This window comes from Streptomyces sp. NPDC051776 (assembly GCF_040681345.1).
Lineage (GTDB): Bacteria > Actinomycetota > Actinomycetes > Streptomycetales > Streptomycetaceae > Streptomyces.
Genome location: NZ_JBFAYQ010000011.1, coordinates 91,764 through 107,091, shown reverse-complemented (window position 1 = coordinate 107,091; position 15,328 = coordinate 91,764). Strand labels below are relative to the sequence as shown.

Genomic DNA, 15,328 nt, shown 5'->3' with positions numbered 1-15,328 from the left:
CCGGTGACGATGCGATATCGGTCGAAAGTCTGTACCGGTACGTATCCCCGCCATGGTGCGGACGGATTCGTTCCGATTCTGCCCTGGCCTGCGGTCAGTTCGCCGATTGCGCGGTCGCCGCCGCCGACGCCTGGTCCTCGCCGCGGTCCACGATGCGGCTGAAGGTGTAGTCGGCGATGTCCTTGCCGGCCTGCCGGGCCTTGGTGTCGGAGGCGGTCACCGCTTTGCCCGAGGTGAAGCCGGACACCGTGAAGTAGGCATAGCGGCCAATGGCGTTGGCGGTCAGACGGCAGGCCGTGGCACGGCAGAAGGACGGAATGCCGTCGCCGGCGAGCGACTGCACATTCCCGTTCGCCTGCTGCTTGGCCTTCGTCGCCCGCACATCGGTGTCGAACACCGCGACGCCGACGGTCACCGCGACGCCGCCGCGCTTGAAGCTCGCCCGGATCACGCGGGTGCACTCGTTGCGGTTGAGCGCGGTCGCAAGGCTGCCGGAGACGGCGGAGGCGCAGTTCTTGGTGGAGGCCGTCGAGCCCCGGTCGTAGAGACGGCTGCTCATCGTCACGGACTCACGGGGGAAGAGGGTGCCGGCGCTGAGCGGGGCCTTGTCCTTCTTCGCGTTGGAGATGAAGTCGATGGGCTTCGGCGGGGGCGGTACGGAGACGTCCGAGAAGGTGGGTTCGGGCTGCTGCGGTTCGGCGGGTAGGGTCTCCGGCGTCGGCAGTGACTGCGGTTTGTCGTCGGAGTCGCCGGCGTTGACCAACGCCGTCGCCACGAGCACCGCGACCGCCGCGGTCGCGGCGGCGCCTCCGATGATGAGAGTCAGCCGCTGCTTGCGCCTGCGGGCCGCCGTCCGGTCGGCCATGGCTCCCCAGTCGGGTGTGCCCGACTGCTGCGAACCCCCTGGGCCGAAAGGCCCCCCTTGCCCAAAGCTCATGGCGCGCATCCTACGGAAGAAAAACGGGTTGGTGCGCGGATGGGTGGAAGCCCAGAATGCGCGGCATGGGGCACATCGAGGCGGCGCATGTGGAGTACTACCTGCCTGACGGGCGCGTTCTTTTCGCGGACGTCTCGTTCCGGGTGGGCGAGGGCGCGTCCGTGGCGCTGGTGGGGGCGAACGGCGCGGGGAAGACCACGCTGCTGCGGCTGCTGGCGGGGGAGCTCACGCCGCATGGCGGTTCGGTGACCACCAGCGGCGGCCTCGGTGTGATGCCCCAGTTCGTGGGCAGCGTGCACGACGAGCGGACCGTACGCGACCTGCTCGTCTCCGTGGCCCAGCCCCGCATCCGGCAGGCGGCGAAGGCCGTCGACGCCGCGGAGACGGCGATCATGACCGTCGACGACGAGGCCGCGCAGATGGCGTACGCACAGGCGCTCAGCGACTGGGCCGAGGCGCGGGGGTACGAGGCAGAGACGGTCTGGGACATGTGCACGACGGCCGCGCTCGGCGTCCCGTACGAGCAGGCGCAGTGGCGGCAGGTGCGGACGCTCTCCGGCGGCGAGCAGAAGCGGCTGGTGCTCGAGGCGCTGCTGCGGGGGACCGACGAGGTGCTGCTGCTCGACGAGCCGGACAACTACCTCGACGTCCCCGGCAAGCGCTGGCTGGAGGAGCGATTGCTGGAGACGCGGAAGACGGTGCTCTTCGTCTCGCACGACCGTGAACTGCTGGCCCGTTCCGCGGAGAAGATCGTCAGCGTGGAGCCGAGCCCCGCCGGGAGCGACGTCTGGGTGCACGGCGGAGGCTTCGCTACGTACCACGAGGCCCGGCGCGAGCGCTTCGCGCGCTTCGAGGAGCTGCGCCGCCGCTGGGACGAGCGGCATGCACAGCTCAAGCAGCTGGTGAACACGCTCAAGAACAAGGCGGCCTGCAACGACGGCCTCGCGTCCCGCTACCAGGCCGCCCAGACCCGGCTGCGCAAGTTCGAGGAGGCCGGGCCACCGCAGCAGCCGCCGCGTGAGCAGGACATCCGGATGCGTCTGCGGGGCGGGCGCACCGGTGTGCGCGCCGTGACAGCGAGGAACCTGGAGCTGACCGGTCTGATGAAGCCGTTCTCGCTGGAGGTCTTCTACGGCGAGCGGGTCGCGGTCCTGGGATCCAACGGCTCGGGGAAGTCGCACTTCCTGCGGCTGCTCGCCGGGGACCCGGTGGCGCACACGGGGGAGTGGAAGCTCGGCGCGCGCGTGGTGCCCGGCCACTTCGCGCAGACGAACGCGCACCCCGAGCTGGAGGGCCGCACCCTGGTCGACATTCTCTGGAAGGAACATGCCAAGGACCGGGGCGGCGCCATGTCCGTACTGCGCCGGTACGAGCTGGAGCGCCAGGGCGACCAGACCTTCGACCGGCTCTCCGGAGGCCAGCAGGCGCGCTTCCAGATCCTGATGCTGGAGCTGGCCGGGGCCACCGTCCTGCTCCTGGACGAGCCCACGGACAATCTGGACCTGGAGAGCGCGGAGGCGCTGCAGCAGGGCCTCGAGGCGTACGAGGGAACGGTCCTGGCCGTGACGCACGACCGCTGGTTCGCCCGCTCCTTCGACCGTTTCCTCGTCTTCGGCCAGGACGGAGTGGTGAGGGAGGCGGCGGAACCCGAGGGCACGCCTCATGCCCGGAGGGCTGCGAGGGAGGGATGAGGGGCGCGTGGTGCGGGCGGGATGGGCCCGTGCCGGGCGGGCCGAAGGGCGCCGCGAAGCGCGCGAGGGCGATTTTGACCCTCTCCTGCCGGGCCGGTATCCTGCCAGTTCGTTATGCGTACTGGCTTGCTCGTTCTCACGTGAGAGGCCGTTACGCCGGTCCACCGGGCCGATGACCAGCGGCATGCACTCGGAATGCGTCACCGACGTGCGGCCAGGGCTGTCGTGATCGTCCGGGTGGCCTTGTCAGGCCCCGTCCCCTCGGTTCCAGCGGACCTGGGGAGACCCCATCACTGAAGAAGCGAAGGCTACGACCGTGCGTACGTACAGCCCCAAGCCCGGCGACGTGACGCGTCAGTGGCACGTCATCGACGCCACCGACGTTGTTCTGGGCCGTCTGGCCACACAGGCCGCCACCCTTCTCCGGGGAAAGCACAAGCCGGTCTACGCGCCGCACGTTGACACTGGTGACTTCGTCATCATCATCAACGCTGACAAGGTGCACCTTTCCGGCAACAAGCGGACCCAGAAGATGGCCTACCGCCACTCCGGTTACCCGGGTGGTCTGCGGTCCGTCCGCTACGACGAACTGCTGGACAAGAACCCCGAGAAGGCCGTCGAGAAGGCCATCAAGGGCATGCTCCCGAAGAACACCCTGGGCCGTCAGATGCTCTCGAAGCTGAAGGTCTACTCCGGCTCCGAGCACCCGCACGGTGCCCAGCAGCCGGTCCCGTTCGAGATCAGCCAGGTCGCGCAGTAGTCCCGGCCACCCCTAAGACGAAGAGAATCTGAGGAGCATCGTGGCCGAGACCACCGCTGAGACCCCGATCGAAGAGGTCGAGGAGTACACCACCGAGACGCCCGAGCAGTCGGAGTACACCTCCGAGTCGCTCGCGTCCCGCTTCGGCGAGCCGCAGCCGGCCGCCGGCCTCGGGCGGCGCAAGAACGCCATTGCCCGCGTCCGCATCGTGCCGGGCAGCGGTCAGTGGAAGATCAACGGTCGCACCCTGGAGGAGTACTTCCCCAACAAGGTGCACCAGCAGGAAGTCAACGAGCCCTTCAAGGTGCTCGAGCTCGACGACCGTTACGACGTCGTCGCCCGCATCAACGGCGGTGGCGTGTCCGGTCAGGCCGGTGCGCTGCGCCTCGGTGTCGCTCGTGCGCTGAACGAGGCGGACGTGGACAACAACCGCGGCCCGCTCAAGAAGGCCGGCTTCCTCAGCCGCGACGACCGCGCCGTCGAGCGCAAGAAGTCGGGTCTGAAGAAGGCCCGTAAGGCGCCGCAGTACAGCAAGCGCTGATCGCTCGTTTCCATACGCCCGCCCCGGCGGCACTGCTTTGTGCCGTCGGGGCGGTCGTGTATGGACAGTCGGAGAGCGTATACAGACATGAGGCGCTCATACGCCGCTCGTTTCGACAGCAACTCGGAGGACACCAGTGGGACGACTCTTCGGCACGGACGGTGTGCGCGGTGTCGCGAACGCGGACCTGACGGCAGAGATGGCGCTCGGCCTGTCGGTCGCGGCGGCACATGTGCTCGGGGAAGAGATGTCGGGGCGAAGCCCTGTCCGGCCGGAGTGGCGGTCGGGTGACGGGCGGGCGGTTACGTTCGAAGGCCATCGCCCGACGGCCGTGGTGGGGCGTGATCCGCGCGCTTCCGGAGAGTTCTTGGAGGCCGCCGTCGTGGCGGGCCTCGCGAGCGCGGGCGTGGACGTTCTGCGCGTCGGTGTGCTGCCCACCCCCGCGGTGGCGTATCTCACCGGCGCGCTGGGCGCCGACCTCGGCGTGATGCTGTCCGCCAGCCACAACCCGATGCCCGACAACGGCATCAAGTTCTTCGCCCGCGGCGGGCACAAGCTCGCCGACGACCTGGAGGACCGGATCGAGTCGGTCTACGAGGAGCACAGGTCGGGCGAGCCGTGGGACCGGCCGACGGGCGAGGGCGTCGGCCGTGTACGCACCTACGACGAGGGGTTCGACAACTACGTCGCGCACCTCATCGGCGTTCTGCCGAACCGGCTCGACGGGTTGAAGGTCGTCCTGGACGAGGCGCACGGCGCGGCCTCGCGGGTCTCCCCGGAGGCGTTCGCGCGGGCGGGCGCCGATGTCGTCACCATCGGCGCGGACCCCGACGGCCTCAACATCAACGACAACTGCGGCTCCACGCACCTGGATCAGCTCCGCGCCGCGGTCGTCGAGCACGGAGCGGACCTGGGCATCGCGCACGACGGTGACGCGGACCGCTGCCTGGCGGTGGATGCGAAGGGCAACGATGTCGACGGCGACCAGATTCTCGCGGTCCTCGCCCTCGCGCTGCGCGAGGCGGACTCCCTGCGCAAGAACACCGTCGTCGCCACGGTCATGTCGAACCTGGGCTTCAAACTGGCCATGGAGCGCGAGGGCATCGAGCTGGTGCAGACGGCCGTCGGCGACCGCTATGTCCTTGAGTCGATGAAGAGCGAGGGCTACGCGCTGGGCGGCGAGCAGTCCGGTCACGTGATCATCCTCGACCACGCCACGACCGGCGACGGCACCCTGACAGGTCTGATGCTGGCTGCGCGGATGGCGGCCACCGGCCGCAGCCTGGCCGAGCTGGTGTCCGTGATGGACCGGCTGCCCCAGGTGCTGATCAACGTCCCGGACGTCGACAAGTCCCGCGTCGACACGTCTCCCGAGCTGGCGGCCGCCGTCGCCGACGCCGAACGCGAACTGGGCTCCACCGGGCGGGTTCTGCTGCGTCCCTCCGGTACGGAGCCGCTGGTACGGGTCATGGTCGAGGCCGCCGATACCGACCAGGCGCGGTCGGTGGCAGGGCGGCTGGCGGACGTGGTGAAGTCCGCGCTGGGCTGACCGGCCGACACCGCTGACGCCGAGCCGGGGTGTCCGTGCGGGCCGCGTGCCCGGCCGGTCACCCGGCCTGCGTCACGGCGCGCTTGCGCTGTCTCGTCCAGAAGAACTTCTGGGCGAGCAGCGTGAGCGTGCCCGCAACGACGATCCCGCCGAGATTCAGCAGCAGTTGCTCGGACGAGCCGCGGGCCTGCGCGAACTCGCCGTAGCTCAGCGCGACGGCGGCGTTGGCCGCGGCGGGGACGGTGGTGACGGAGATCGCCACGCCCACCAGGGCACCGGACTTCGCCGAAGTCAGCGACAGCGTCCCCGCGATGCCGGCAAGAACGGCCACGACGAACGAGAACATGTCCGGTTTCCAGATGAAGTCGGTGTTGGGGCGTTCCGCGGTGACGTCACCGGCCGAGAAGAGCCCGAACGCGTCCATCATCAGGCTGAATCCGGCCGTCAGCGCCATGGCGACTGCGAAGCCGACGAGCAGGGCAGCCAGGGAACGCCAGGCGAGCCGCGGGGCCCGCTGCACCAGGGCGGTGCAGATGCCCGCGAGCGGACCGAACTCCGGGCCGACGGCCATAGCGCCGACGATCAGGATCGCGTTGTCCAGCACCACACCGCAGGCGGCGATCATCGTCGCCACGGCGAGGAACGCCAAGTACGTGACAGAGAGCGTCGACTCCTCGTGCGTGGAATCCGCCAGATGCTCCCAGAGGACGGCGTCCGCGCCCTCGCCAGGGGCGTCCTGCTCCGCCCGGTCTGCCCGCTTGGACAGCGACAGGTCGATGTTCTCGACGGCGATCGCGCCGTCGTCCTCGATCCCCAGCTCGCGGAGTTCGCCCAGGAGTTCGTCCGCCGCCTCCCGGGCGACGTCGCACATCACGACGTCACCGGCGGGGTCACGGGCGGCCCCCGGCAGCAACGTCACATGCGTGGTCCCGACGTTGTCGTAGATGCGCGCCAGCACCGCTTCGGTGCGGTCGGCGGGCACGATCAGGCGAAGGTGCAGCATGGCCGCGCTCCTCCTCGCATCTCGTGGGGGTCTCAGAGTTTCCGCAGGGACAGGCGCTGGACCTTGTGGTCGGGGCCCTTGCGCAGGACGAGGTTGGCGCGCCCGCGCGTCGGGGCCACATTCTGTTCCAGGTTCGGCCGGTTGACGGTGCGCCAAATCATGCGGGCGTAATCCAGTGCCTCCTCCTCGGAGACCTGCCTGTACTTGCGGAAGTACGAGTGGGGGTCCTGGAACGCGGTCGCGCGCAGTTTGCGGAAGCGGCCGAGATACCACTGCTCGATGTCCTCGGTGCGGGCGTGCACATAGACGCTGAAGTCGAAGAAGTCGGCGAGCCCCAGGCGCGTACGGCCGTCCTTGCCGGGCAGGGCGGGCTGCAGGACGTTGAGGCCCTCGACGATGAGGATGTCGGGGCGGCGTACGGCCATGCGCTCGCCGGGCACGATGTCGTAGATCAGGTGTGAGTAGACGGGGGCTGTCACCTCGTCCTTGCCGGACTTCACATCGGCGACGAAGCGGGTGAGGGCGCGGCGGTCGTACGACTCGGGGAAGCCCTTGCGGGACATCAGGCCGCGCCGGTGCAACTCGGCGTTGGGGAGCAGGAATCCGTCGGTGGTGATCAGCTCCACGCGCGGGTGCTCCGGCCAGCGGGCGAGCAGCGCCTGGAGAAGGCGGGCGGTCGTCGACTTGCCGACGGCGACGCTGCCGGCGACGCCGATGACGAAGGGCGTGCCGGGCTGGGAGCCGTGGCCGCCTCCCGCCTCGCCGAGGAAGGTGTTGAGCGCTCCGCGGAGGTCGCTGGTGGCGCCCACGTACAGGTTGAGCAGCCGGGAGAGCGGGAGGTAGACGTCGCGCACCTCTTCGAGGTCGATCACGTCGCCGAGGCCGCGCAGCCGCTCGACCTCCTCGGCGGTCAGGGGCAGCGGGGTCTTCTCGCGCAGGGCGCTCCACTCGGCGCGGGTGAGGTCCACGTAGGGGCTGGTCTCGGACCGTCGCCGTTCGGGGCTGCGCGATGCTGCTGCCGTCGGTGAGGTGATCGTCACGTCCCTCATTGTCGGGGCTCGGGGGCGGGGGCGGGGCGTGGTGTCGCTCACGCCGCGTGGGCGTCCACCGGTGCCCGGGGTGGTTGTCCACAGGGCGCACGGAATGTCAGTGGTGTGCGTCACAGTTGTGGGAGATATGCGCCCGAGGCGGAAGTCCGCGATGCAAGGGGAGTTCAATGACGTACGCGATCCAGGCGGAGGGCCTGGTCAAACGGTTCAGGGAGACCGAGGCGCTGGCCGGTGTGGATCTGGCCGCGCGCACGGGCACCGTGCTCGGGATGCTGGGGCCCAACGGGGCGGGGAAGACCACCGCGGTCCGGATCTTCGCCACCTTGCTGAGGCCCGACGGCGGGAGAGCCGCGGTCGCCGGCCACGACGTGGTGCGGGAGGCCGGCCTGGTCCGTTCCGTCGTCGGGCTGACCGGGCAGTACGCGGCGGTCGACGAGAATCTCACCGGCACCGAGAACCTGCTGATGATCGGCCGGCTGCTGGGGATGCCGCGCCGTGAGGCGCGGGTGCGCTCGGCCGAGCTGCTGGAGCGCTTCCAGCTCAGCGATGCGGCGGGGCGGGCCACGAAGACGTACTCGGGTGGCATGCGGCGGCGCCTGGATCTGGCCGCGAGCCTGGTCGGCAGGCCGCAGATCCTCTTCCTCGACGAGCCCACCACCGGGCTCGACCCGCACAGCCGCGGCGAGCTGTGGGAGATGCTGCGCGGTCTGGTCGCCGAGGGCGTCACGGCCCTGCTGACCACCCAGTATCTGAACGAGGCGGATCAGCTCGCAGACGACATCGTGGTCATCGACAAAGGCAGGGTGATCGCCGAGGGCACGCCTCTTGAACTGAAGTCACAGGTCGGGGGCCAGGTGCTGCAGCTACAGCCGGTGCATGCGTCCGATCTGGCTCGGGCTCATGCACTGATAGCCGAGGCGGCGGGCCCGCAGACCCAGATCGAGGGCGATGTGATCACCGCTCCCGTGAACGACCCCGCGCTGATGCCCGCGGTCGTGCGACGGCTCGACCAGGCGGGGATCGCGGTGGGGGAGCTGGCGCTGCGCCGCTCGTCGCTCGACGAGGTGTTCCTGGCGCTGACCGGCCACCGTGCCGAGCCGCAGACGAGGGAGGGTGAGGAGCCCGCCGCGGGCGAGGACGCCTTCGAGAAGGTGAGCGTGTCATGACCGCCGCGACGATCACCGCTCCGCTGACCAAGAGCGGGCGGGTGCGGCTGGGTGCCGGGATACGACAGATGGCGACGATGGCCTGGCGGAGTTTGGTGTCGGTCAAGCACAACCCGCTCGAACTGGTCGACTACAGCGTCACGCCGATCATGTTCGTGTTCCTGTTCACGTATGTCTTCGGCGGTCAGATGGCCGGTTCTCCCAGGGAGTACTTGCAGTACGCGCTCCCCGGGATCATCGTGCAGAACACGCTGTTCATGAGCATGTACACGGCCATGGCGCTCAACACCGACCTGACCAAGGGCGTCTTCGACCGGCTGCGCAGCCTGCCGATAGCCCGGTCCGCGCCGTTGTTCGGCCGGATCACCGCCGATCTCGCCAAGCAGGTGTGGGCGATGCTGCTGATGATCGCGCTGGGCATGGTGCTGGGCTTCCGGGTCACCGGTGGTGTCGAGGGGTTCTTTGCGGCCTTGCTGCTGCTGGTCGTCTTCGCCGCGGCGGTGTCCTGGAGCGCGGTGCTCATCGGCATGCTCGCGGGCGACCCGGAGAAAGTCCAGGTCTTCGCCTTCGTGCTGATCTTCCCGATCACCTTCACCAGCAGTGCGTTCGTCCGTGTCGAAACGATGCCGGGCTGGCTCCAGGCGTGGGTCGACGTCAACCCCGTCACCCATCTCTCGGACGCCTTCCGCGGCTTGCTGGTGGGCGGGGAAGTGGCCGGGCCCGTGCTGTGGTCCCTGGTCTGGGCGGCAGGGATAGCAGCGGTGTTCCTCCCGCTGGCGATGCGGGCGTACCGGGCGCGGGTCTGAGTGCTGTATCCGGATTCCGGCCCCCGGGCTCGGTGGCCGGGGGGCGCGGGTGCGGGTCCCGGGGGCGCGCGTGCGGTGCCGGGGGGTGCGTGCGGTGCGCCGGGGCGCGGGTGCGGTGCCGGGGGGCGGGTGCGGGCGCCTCCGGCGTCCGCGCCGGGGCGCGAGGGCCCCGGTGCGCCGGGCCTCACGCATGAATGCTCCCGTTCCGGGATCGGGTTCGCGAAACGTCTGTACCTGGGGCGGGTTGGCCGCTACGGTCGCCACGGGGGGAAGCCGACGACGTCATCCCTGGGGGGTCGATGTCCGTACACATCCCGACTCGTATGCCCGTGCGCCTACGGGACCTCCGTCGGCGGAGGGCGGAGCGCGCCACCGCCGCCCGTCTCGCCGAGCGCGACCTCGCCGGCGTGATCCAGAGCGATCTGGCGGCCGAACTGCCGGACGAGGACGTACGGGAAGACCTCGACGACTCCCTCGACCTCTACGAGCCCGGGAGCAAGCCGCGCTGCGAGGAAGTGGAGTACATCGCCCTGCTCACGGAGGCCATCGAGCGGATGGAGCGCGGCCGGTGAACGATCCGGGGACGCACGCCACGTAGGCTGCCGCCATGTGCGGAATCGTTGGCTATGTGGGAGGGCAGTCCGCCCTCGATGTCGTGATCGCCGGTCTCAAGCGGCTGGAGTACCGGGGCTATGACTCGGCCGGGGTGGCCGTGCTCGCCGACGGCGGGCTCGCGGCCGCCAAGAAGGCGGGCAAGCTCGCCAATCTGGAGAAGGAGCTGGCCGACCGTCCGCTGCCGAGCGGCAACACCGGCATCGGCCACACCAGGTGGGCCACACACGGCGCTCCCAACGACGCCAACGCTCATCCCCACCTGGACAACGCCGGTCGCGTCGCCGTGGTCCACAACGGCATCATCGAGAACTTCGCCGCCCTGCGCGCCGAGCTGACCGACCGCGGCCATGAGCTGTCCTCCGAGACCGACACCGAGGTCGTCGCCCATCTGCTCGCCGAGTCCTTCTCCTCCTGCGGCGACCTGGCCGAGTCGATGCGGCAGGTCTGCCGGCAGCTCGAGGGCGCGTTCACGCTCGTCGCCGCCAGCGCGGACGAGCCGGACGTCGTCGTCGGGGCCCGCCGCAACTCGCCGCTCGTCGTGGGCGTCGGCGACGGCGAGTCCTTCCTCGCCTCCGACGTGGCCGCGTTCATCGCGCACACGCGCGAGGCGATCGAGCTCGGCCAGGACCAGGTCGTCGAACTCCGCCGCGACGGCGTCACCGTGACCGACTTCGACGGCGCGCCCGCCGAGGTGCGCGAGTACCACGTCGACTGGGACGCCTCAGCCGCCGAGAAGGGCGGCTACGACTACTTCATGCTCAAGGAGATCGCCGAACAGCCGAAGGCCGTCGCCGACACGCTTCTGGGCCGGATCGACGCGGCCGGCTCGCTCTCGCTCGACGAGGTCCGCATCCCCGACTCCGTCCTGCGCGAAGTCGACAAGGTCGTGATCGTGGCGTGCGGAACAGCGTTCCACGCGGGCATGATCGCCAAGTACGCGATCGAGCACTGGACCCGGATCCCCTGCGAGACCGAGCTGGCGAGCGAGTTCCGGTACCGCGACCCGATCCTCGACCCGCGGACGCTCGTCATCGCCATCTCGCAGTCCGGCGAGACCATGGACACGCTGATGGCGCTGCGGCACGCGCGGGAACAGGGCGCAAAGGTGCTGGCCATCTGCAACACCAACGGCTCGACGATCCCCCGCGAGTCGGACGCCGTCCTCTACACGCACGCCGGCCCCGAGGTCGCGGTCGCCTCGACCAAGGCCTTCCTCACCCAGCTCGTGGCCTGCTACCTGGTGGCGCTGTACCTGGGTCAGGTGCGGGGTACGAAGTGGGGCGACGAGGTCCGCTCCATGATCCGCGAGCTGTCGGCGATCAGCACACAGGTCGAGCAGGTGCTGGACACCATGGAGCCCGTACGTGAGCTGGCGCGGACTCTTGCGCGGAAGAACACGGTCCTCTTCCTCGGGCGGCACGTCGGCTACCCCGTGGCGCTGGAGGGCGCGCTCAAGCTCAAGGAACTCGCGTACATGCACGCCGAGGGCTTCGCGGCGGGCGAGTTGAAGCACGGGCCGATCGCGCTGATCGAGGACGACCTGCCGGTGGTCGTGGTCGTGCCCTCGCCGCGGGGACGCTCCGTCCTGCATGACAAGATCGTCTCCAACATCCAGGAGATCAGGGCCCGGGGAGCCCGCACGATCGTGATCGCGGAGGAGGGTGACGACACGGTCGTGCCGTATGCGGATCACCTCATCCGTGTCCCCGCCACCCCGACCCTGCTCCAGCCGCTGGTCGCAACCGTGCCGCTGCAGGTCTTCGCCTGCGAACTGGCCACGGCCCGCGGCAACGAGGTGGACCAGCCGCGCAACCTCGCCAAGTCGGTCACGGTCGAGTGACCCGAACGGCGAGGCGATCGGCGGCCGGGGCGTCGACCCCGACCCGACGGCATGGGCGGTGACCCCGGTGGCCCGAGCGGTCTGGGCGGGGACTCCGGCGGTCTGGGAGGTGACCCAGGCGGCCCAGGCGGCCGGGGCGTTGACCGGGGCGTCGACCCCGACGGCATGGGCGGTGACCCCGGTGGCCCGGGCGGTCTGGGCGGTGGCCCCGGCGGCCGGATACGCGAACGGAATGGGGCGGGCGTGATCATCGGCGTGGGCATCGACGTGGCCGAGATCGACCGCTTCGAGGCGGCACTGGAGCGTACGCCCGGCCTCGCGCGCCGCCTCTTCGTCGAAGCGGAACTGTCGCTGCCCAGCGGCGAGCGCCGCGGAGTCGCCTCCTTGGCGGCACGGTTCGCCGCCAAGGAGGCCCTGGCCAAGGCCCTCGGCGCCCCCGCGGGCCTGCACTGGACGGACGCCGAGATCGTCACGGAGGACAGCGGCCGCCCGCGGCTGCGCGTCACCGGCACGATCGCCGCCCGTGCCTCCGAACTGGGCGTCCGGGACTGGCACGTCTCGCTCAGCCACGACGCGGGGGTGGCGTCGGCGGTGGTCATCGCCGAGGGCTGACCGGCTGACGTCCTACGGTGGCACGCCCGCGCCGCTGCGCGACGCACTGGATCGCCGCCTGCCCGTGCGCTGTCGCCGTGCGCGAATCGCCTCGTCCTGGGTGCCCTGGGCAGCATCGCCGTTCGCTGGCACACCGACGGCAATCCCCAGGGGGTCGCGGTGATATCGGAGTTGGGCAACGTCCATGCGGGTGTCCTACGAGGTCGCCGCATTCGTACAGCGGCATGGTCGCGTCCCTGCGGTGCCGGGTGGCCGGGTGGCCGGGTGGCCGAGCGGGCGTGGGGGCAGGGGGCCGAGTGGGGCAAGGCGCCGAGTGGCCGGGTCGCCGGGCGCCGCACGGCTGCCGTTCCCGAGCGCGCCGCCGCTCGGCCCGTCCGCAGGTCCATCCGGCGCCGCAGCTCCGCTGCATCCCCCGCCGGGAACACCGTTCCCGCCCCGGCGGGAAGATCGCGCCGGGACCGGGCGCCGCATCCTGGCCTTGGGAAGACTGGGGGCATGAGGACTGCCTACAGCGTGGAGACCGTACGGGGTGCCGAGCGGGAGTTGATGGCGCGGCTGCCCGAAGGGGCGCTCATGCAGCGCGCCGCGGCCGGGCTGGCCGCCGCCTGCGCCGATCTGCTGGGACGGGTGTACGGCGCCCGAGTCGTGCTCCTCGTCGGCAGCGGCGACAACGGCGGCGACGCCCTCTACGCCGGTGCCCGTCTCGCGCGCCGCGGCGCCGGAGTCACCGCCGTCCTGCTCGCCCCCGACCGCACCCACTCCGGCGGCCTCGCAGCGCTGCGCGCAGCCGGGGGCCGCGCGCTCCCCGCGGCCGAGAAGGGCGGTGGGGAGGACCAAGGGGAAGACCGCGGGGACGACCGTGAGCAAGGCCGTTGGGAAGACCGCGGGGAGGACGAACGTCTCCTCGCCCGCGCCGATCTGGTCCTCGACGGAATCGTCGGGATCGGCGGGCGTGGCGGTCTCCGTCCAGGCGCCGCCCGGCTGGCCGCCGCCGCCCACGCTTCCCGTGCCGGAGTCGTCGCCGTCGACCTGCCCAGCGGCATCAACGCGGACTCCGGTGAGGTCAAGGGCCCCGCCGTGCAGGCCGACGCGACCGTCACCTTCGGCGCGTACAAGCCCGGGCTGCTGATCGATCCAGCCGCCGAACGGACCGGCGCCCTGCGCCTCGTCGACATCGGCCTCGACCCGTATCTGCCGGACGAGCCGGATGTGGAGGCCCTGCAGCACGCGGACGTCGCCCGGATGCTGCCGGTGCCGGCGGCCGAGAGCGACAAGTACCGGCGCGGCGTGATCGGTGTGGTGGCGGGCTCGGCGCGCTACCCGGGCGCGGCCGTGCTCGCGGTGGCGGGTGCGCTGCGGGGCGGCGCGGGCGCCGTACGGTACGTCGGCCCGGCCGCCGATGCCGTAATCGCCCGCTTCCCCGAGACACTCGTACACGCGGGGCCGCCCGCGAAGGCGGGCCGCGTCCAGGCGTGGATCGTCGGCCCGGGCCTCGGCGACGGTTCGGACGCCCGGCAGTCGCTGGACGACGTCATCGCCTCCGACGTCCCCGTGCTCGTCGACGCCGATGGGCTGCGTCTGCTCGACCGCGAACGCGTCCGCGCGCGCCGCGCGCCCACCGTGCTCACCCCGCACGCGGGCGAGGCAGCCGCGCTGCTCGGCGTCGCGCGCGAGGAGGTCGAGGCGGCGCGGCTGGCATCGGTACGGCGGCTGGCGTCGCACTACGGGGCCACGGCGCTGCTCAAGGGCTCGACGACGCTGGTCGCCGACCCGTCCGGCGGGCCGGTACGAGCCAACCCGACCGGGACCGGCTGGCTGGCCACGGCCGGCAGCGGCGATGTGCTGTCGGGGCTGGCGGGCGCGTTCCTCGCCTCCGGTCCCGGGGCGCGGGACGCGGCGTCGGCCGCCGCCTACGTGCACGGCCTCGCCGGCCGCATCGCCGCCGGCCGCGAAGGCGCCCCGATCGGCGCCTCGGACGTGGCGGCGAGCCTTGCCGCGGCATGGCGGGACATCGCCGCAACGGCCTGATCGCCGCAACGGCCTGAGACCACCGCACGTGGCTCGTCCCCCACTCCCTGAAGTGGGGCCGCCTCAACGCGCCGCGTCGCCGAGGTGTCCGTACTGCGAGGTGTCCGTACTGCGAGGTGTCAGTACTCCGAGGCGGCCCGTACAGCACCGGCCCCCCCGCGTACGCCTGCCGGGCGGAGTAGGCGTGGCATCGGGGTGGAGTCGCGTCCCGGGCAGTGGCCTCGCCGTGGCCCGGCGGCATGGGTGATTCCGTTCGGTTCGGATCGTGCCGCCGTGCGGTGGCGCCGCACCCGCGCGCACCCGCGCCCGGCCCTGGAGGCGACGGAATGCGGTCAGTGGTCAAGAGGAGCGGACGGTCGCTGGCGACTGCCGTCGCCGTGGCGGCGCTGCTGCCCCTGGCGGTCGGCGGTGCCCGGGCCGCGGCCGACCCCGTGCTCCCGGGCCGCCGGGGTCCCGACGTCGCAGTGCCGCTCGAAGGGCTCGTGCCGGGTGTCCCGCCCGGGCCTGGTGAGCAGCACATCGACACCCCCGATCAGGCCCTCCCGCCGGTGATCCCGCACACGGCCGGGAAGCCGTCCGGTAAGGACGCGGGCGGCAACGGGCCCAACCGGCAGGACGAATCCGGCAATCCGGCTCCCGCAGCCCCCGCAGCCCCCGCAGCCCCCGCAGCCCCCGCAGCCCCCGCAGCCCCCGCAGCCCCCGCAGCCCCCGCAGCCCCCGCAGCCCCCGCA

13 protein-coding genes and 1 pseudogene are annotated in these 15,328 nt (G+C 71.3%); 11 read left to right on the top strand and 3 right to left on the bottom strand.

The window, feature by feature from the left end:
* Positions 1-94: 94 nt before the first annotated feature.
* A complete protein-coding gene (locus tag AB0M26_RS11890; protein WP_365258455.1) occupies positions 95-865 on the bottom strand; it encodes a hypothetical protein in 771 nt (256 codons plus the stop codon).
* Positions 866-1,002: 137 nt separating this feature from the next.
* Here AB0M26_RS11890 and AB0M26_RS11885 point away from each other — a divergent pair, with 137 nt between their 5' ends.
* The 4 genes from AB0M26_RS11885 (at position 1,003) to glmM (ending at position 5,478) form a co-directional block, all read left to right on the top strand.
* Positions 1,003-2,628 carry an ATP-binding cassette domain-containing protein gene (locus tag AB0M26_RS11885; protein ID WP_365258452.1) on the top strand — a complete coding sequence of 542 codons (1,626 nt, stop codon included), beginning with the start codon at positions 1,003-1,005 and terminating at the stop codon, positions 2,626-2,628.
* Positions 2,629-2,944: 316 nt separating this feature from the next.
* Positions 2,945-3,388, top strand: coding sequence for a 50S ribosomal protein L13 (rplM, locus tag AB0M26_RS11880; RefSeq protein ID WP_360853602.1), 444 nt, complete (start codon positions 2,945-2,947; stop codon positions 3,386-3,388).
* A 40-nt stretch (positions 3,389-3,428) separates the two neighbouring features.
* Complete coding sequence (gene rpsI, locus AB0M26_RS11875; RefSeq protein WP_360853605.1) at positions 3,429-3,929, top strand: 30S ribosomal protein S9; 501 nt, start codon at positions 3,429-3,431, stop codon at positions 3,927-3,929.
* Positions 3,930-4,065: 136 nt separating this feature from the next.
* Positions 4,066-5,478, top strand: a complete 1,413-nt coding sequence (glmM, locus tag AB0M26_RS11870) for a phosphoglucosamine mutase (protein ID WP_365258448.1) — start codon at positions 4,066-4,068, stop codon at positions 5,476-5,478.
* Between the two features lie 58 nt (positions 5,479-5,536).
* Here the strand turns inward: glmM and AB0M26_RS11865 are convergent, their stop codons facing one another.
* Both AB0M26_RS11865 and coaA read right to left on the bottom strand, forming a co-directional pair.
* Entirely contained in the window at positions 5,537-6,481 is a 945-nt protein-coding gene (locus AB0M26_RS11865; RefSeq protein WP_365258445.1) for a DUF389 domain-containing protein, read from the bottom strand.
* 32 nt (positions 6,482-6,513) lie between these two features.
* A complete protein-coding gene (gene coaA / locus AB0M26_RS11860; RefSeq protein WP_365258641.1) occupies positions 6,514-7,530 on the bottom strand; it encodes a type I pantothenate kinase in 1,017 nt (338 codons plus the stop codon).
* A 167-nt stretch (positions 7,531-7,697) separates the two neighbouring features.
* Here coaA and AB0M26_RS11855 point away from each other — a divergent pair, with 167 nt between their 5' ends.
* From AB0M26_RS11855 to AB0M26_RS11825, 7 genes and pseudogenes are all read left to right on the top strand, one after another.
* Positions 7,698-8,696 carry an ATP-binding cassette domain-containing protein gene (locus AB0M26_RS11855; RefSeq protein ID WP_365258442.1) on the top strand — a complete coding sequence of 333 codons (999 nt, stop codon included), beginning with the start codon at positions 7,698-7,700 and terminating at the stop codon, positions 8,694-8,696.
* The gene (locus AB0M26_RS11850; protein WP_365258439.1) at positions 8,693-9,502 is read left to right on the top strand and encodes an ABC transporter permease; all 810 of its coding nucleotides are present in this window, start codon (positions 8,693-8,695) and stop codon (positions 9,500-9,502) included. Before AB0M26_RS11855 ends, AB0M26_RS11850 begins: the two co-directional genes overlap by 4 nt.
* 299 nt (positions 9,503-9,801) lie before the next feature.
* Entirely contained in the window at positions 9,802-10,074 is a 273-nt protein-coding gene (locus AB0M26_RS11845) for a hypothetical protein (RefSeq protein ID WP_365258436.1), read from the top strand.
* A gap of 35 nt (positions 10,075-10,109) precedes the next feature.
* A complete protein-coding gene (glmS, locus tag AB0M26_RS11840) occupies positions 10,110-11,957 on the top strand; it encodes a glutamine--fructose-6-phosphate transaminase (isomerizing) (protein ID WP_365258433.1) in 1,848 nt (615 codons plus the stop codon).
* A gap of 243 nt (positions 11,958-12,200) precedes the next feature.
* Complete coding sequence (locus tag AB0M26_RS11835) at positions 12,201-12,569, top strand: holo-ACP synthase (protein WP_365258638.1); 369 nt, start codon at positions 12,201-12,203, stop codon at positions 12,567-12,569.
* 495 nt (positions 12,570-13,064) lie between these two features.
* Positions 13,065-14,597, top strand: a complete 1,533-nt coding sequence (locus AB0M26_RS11830; RefSeq protein WP_365258430.1) for an NAD(P)H-hydrate dehydratase — start codon at positions 13,065-13,067, stop codon at positions 14,595-14,597.
* 335 nt (positions 14,598-14,932) lie between these two features.
* Positions 14,933-15,328 (top strand): annotated as a pseudogene (locus AB0M26_RS11825) (hypothetical protein); the annotation flags it as partial.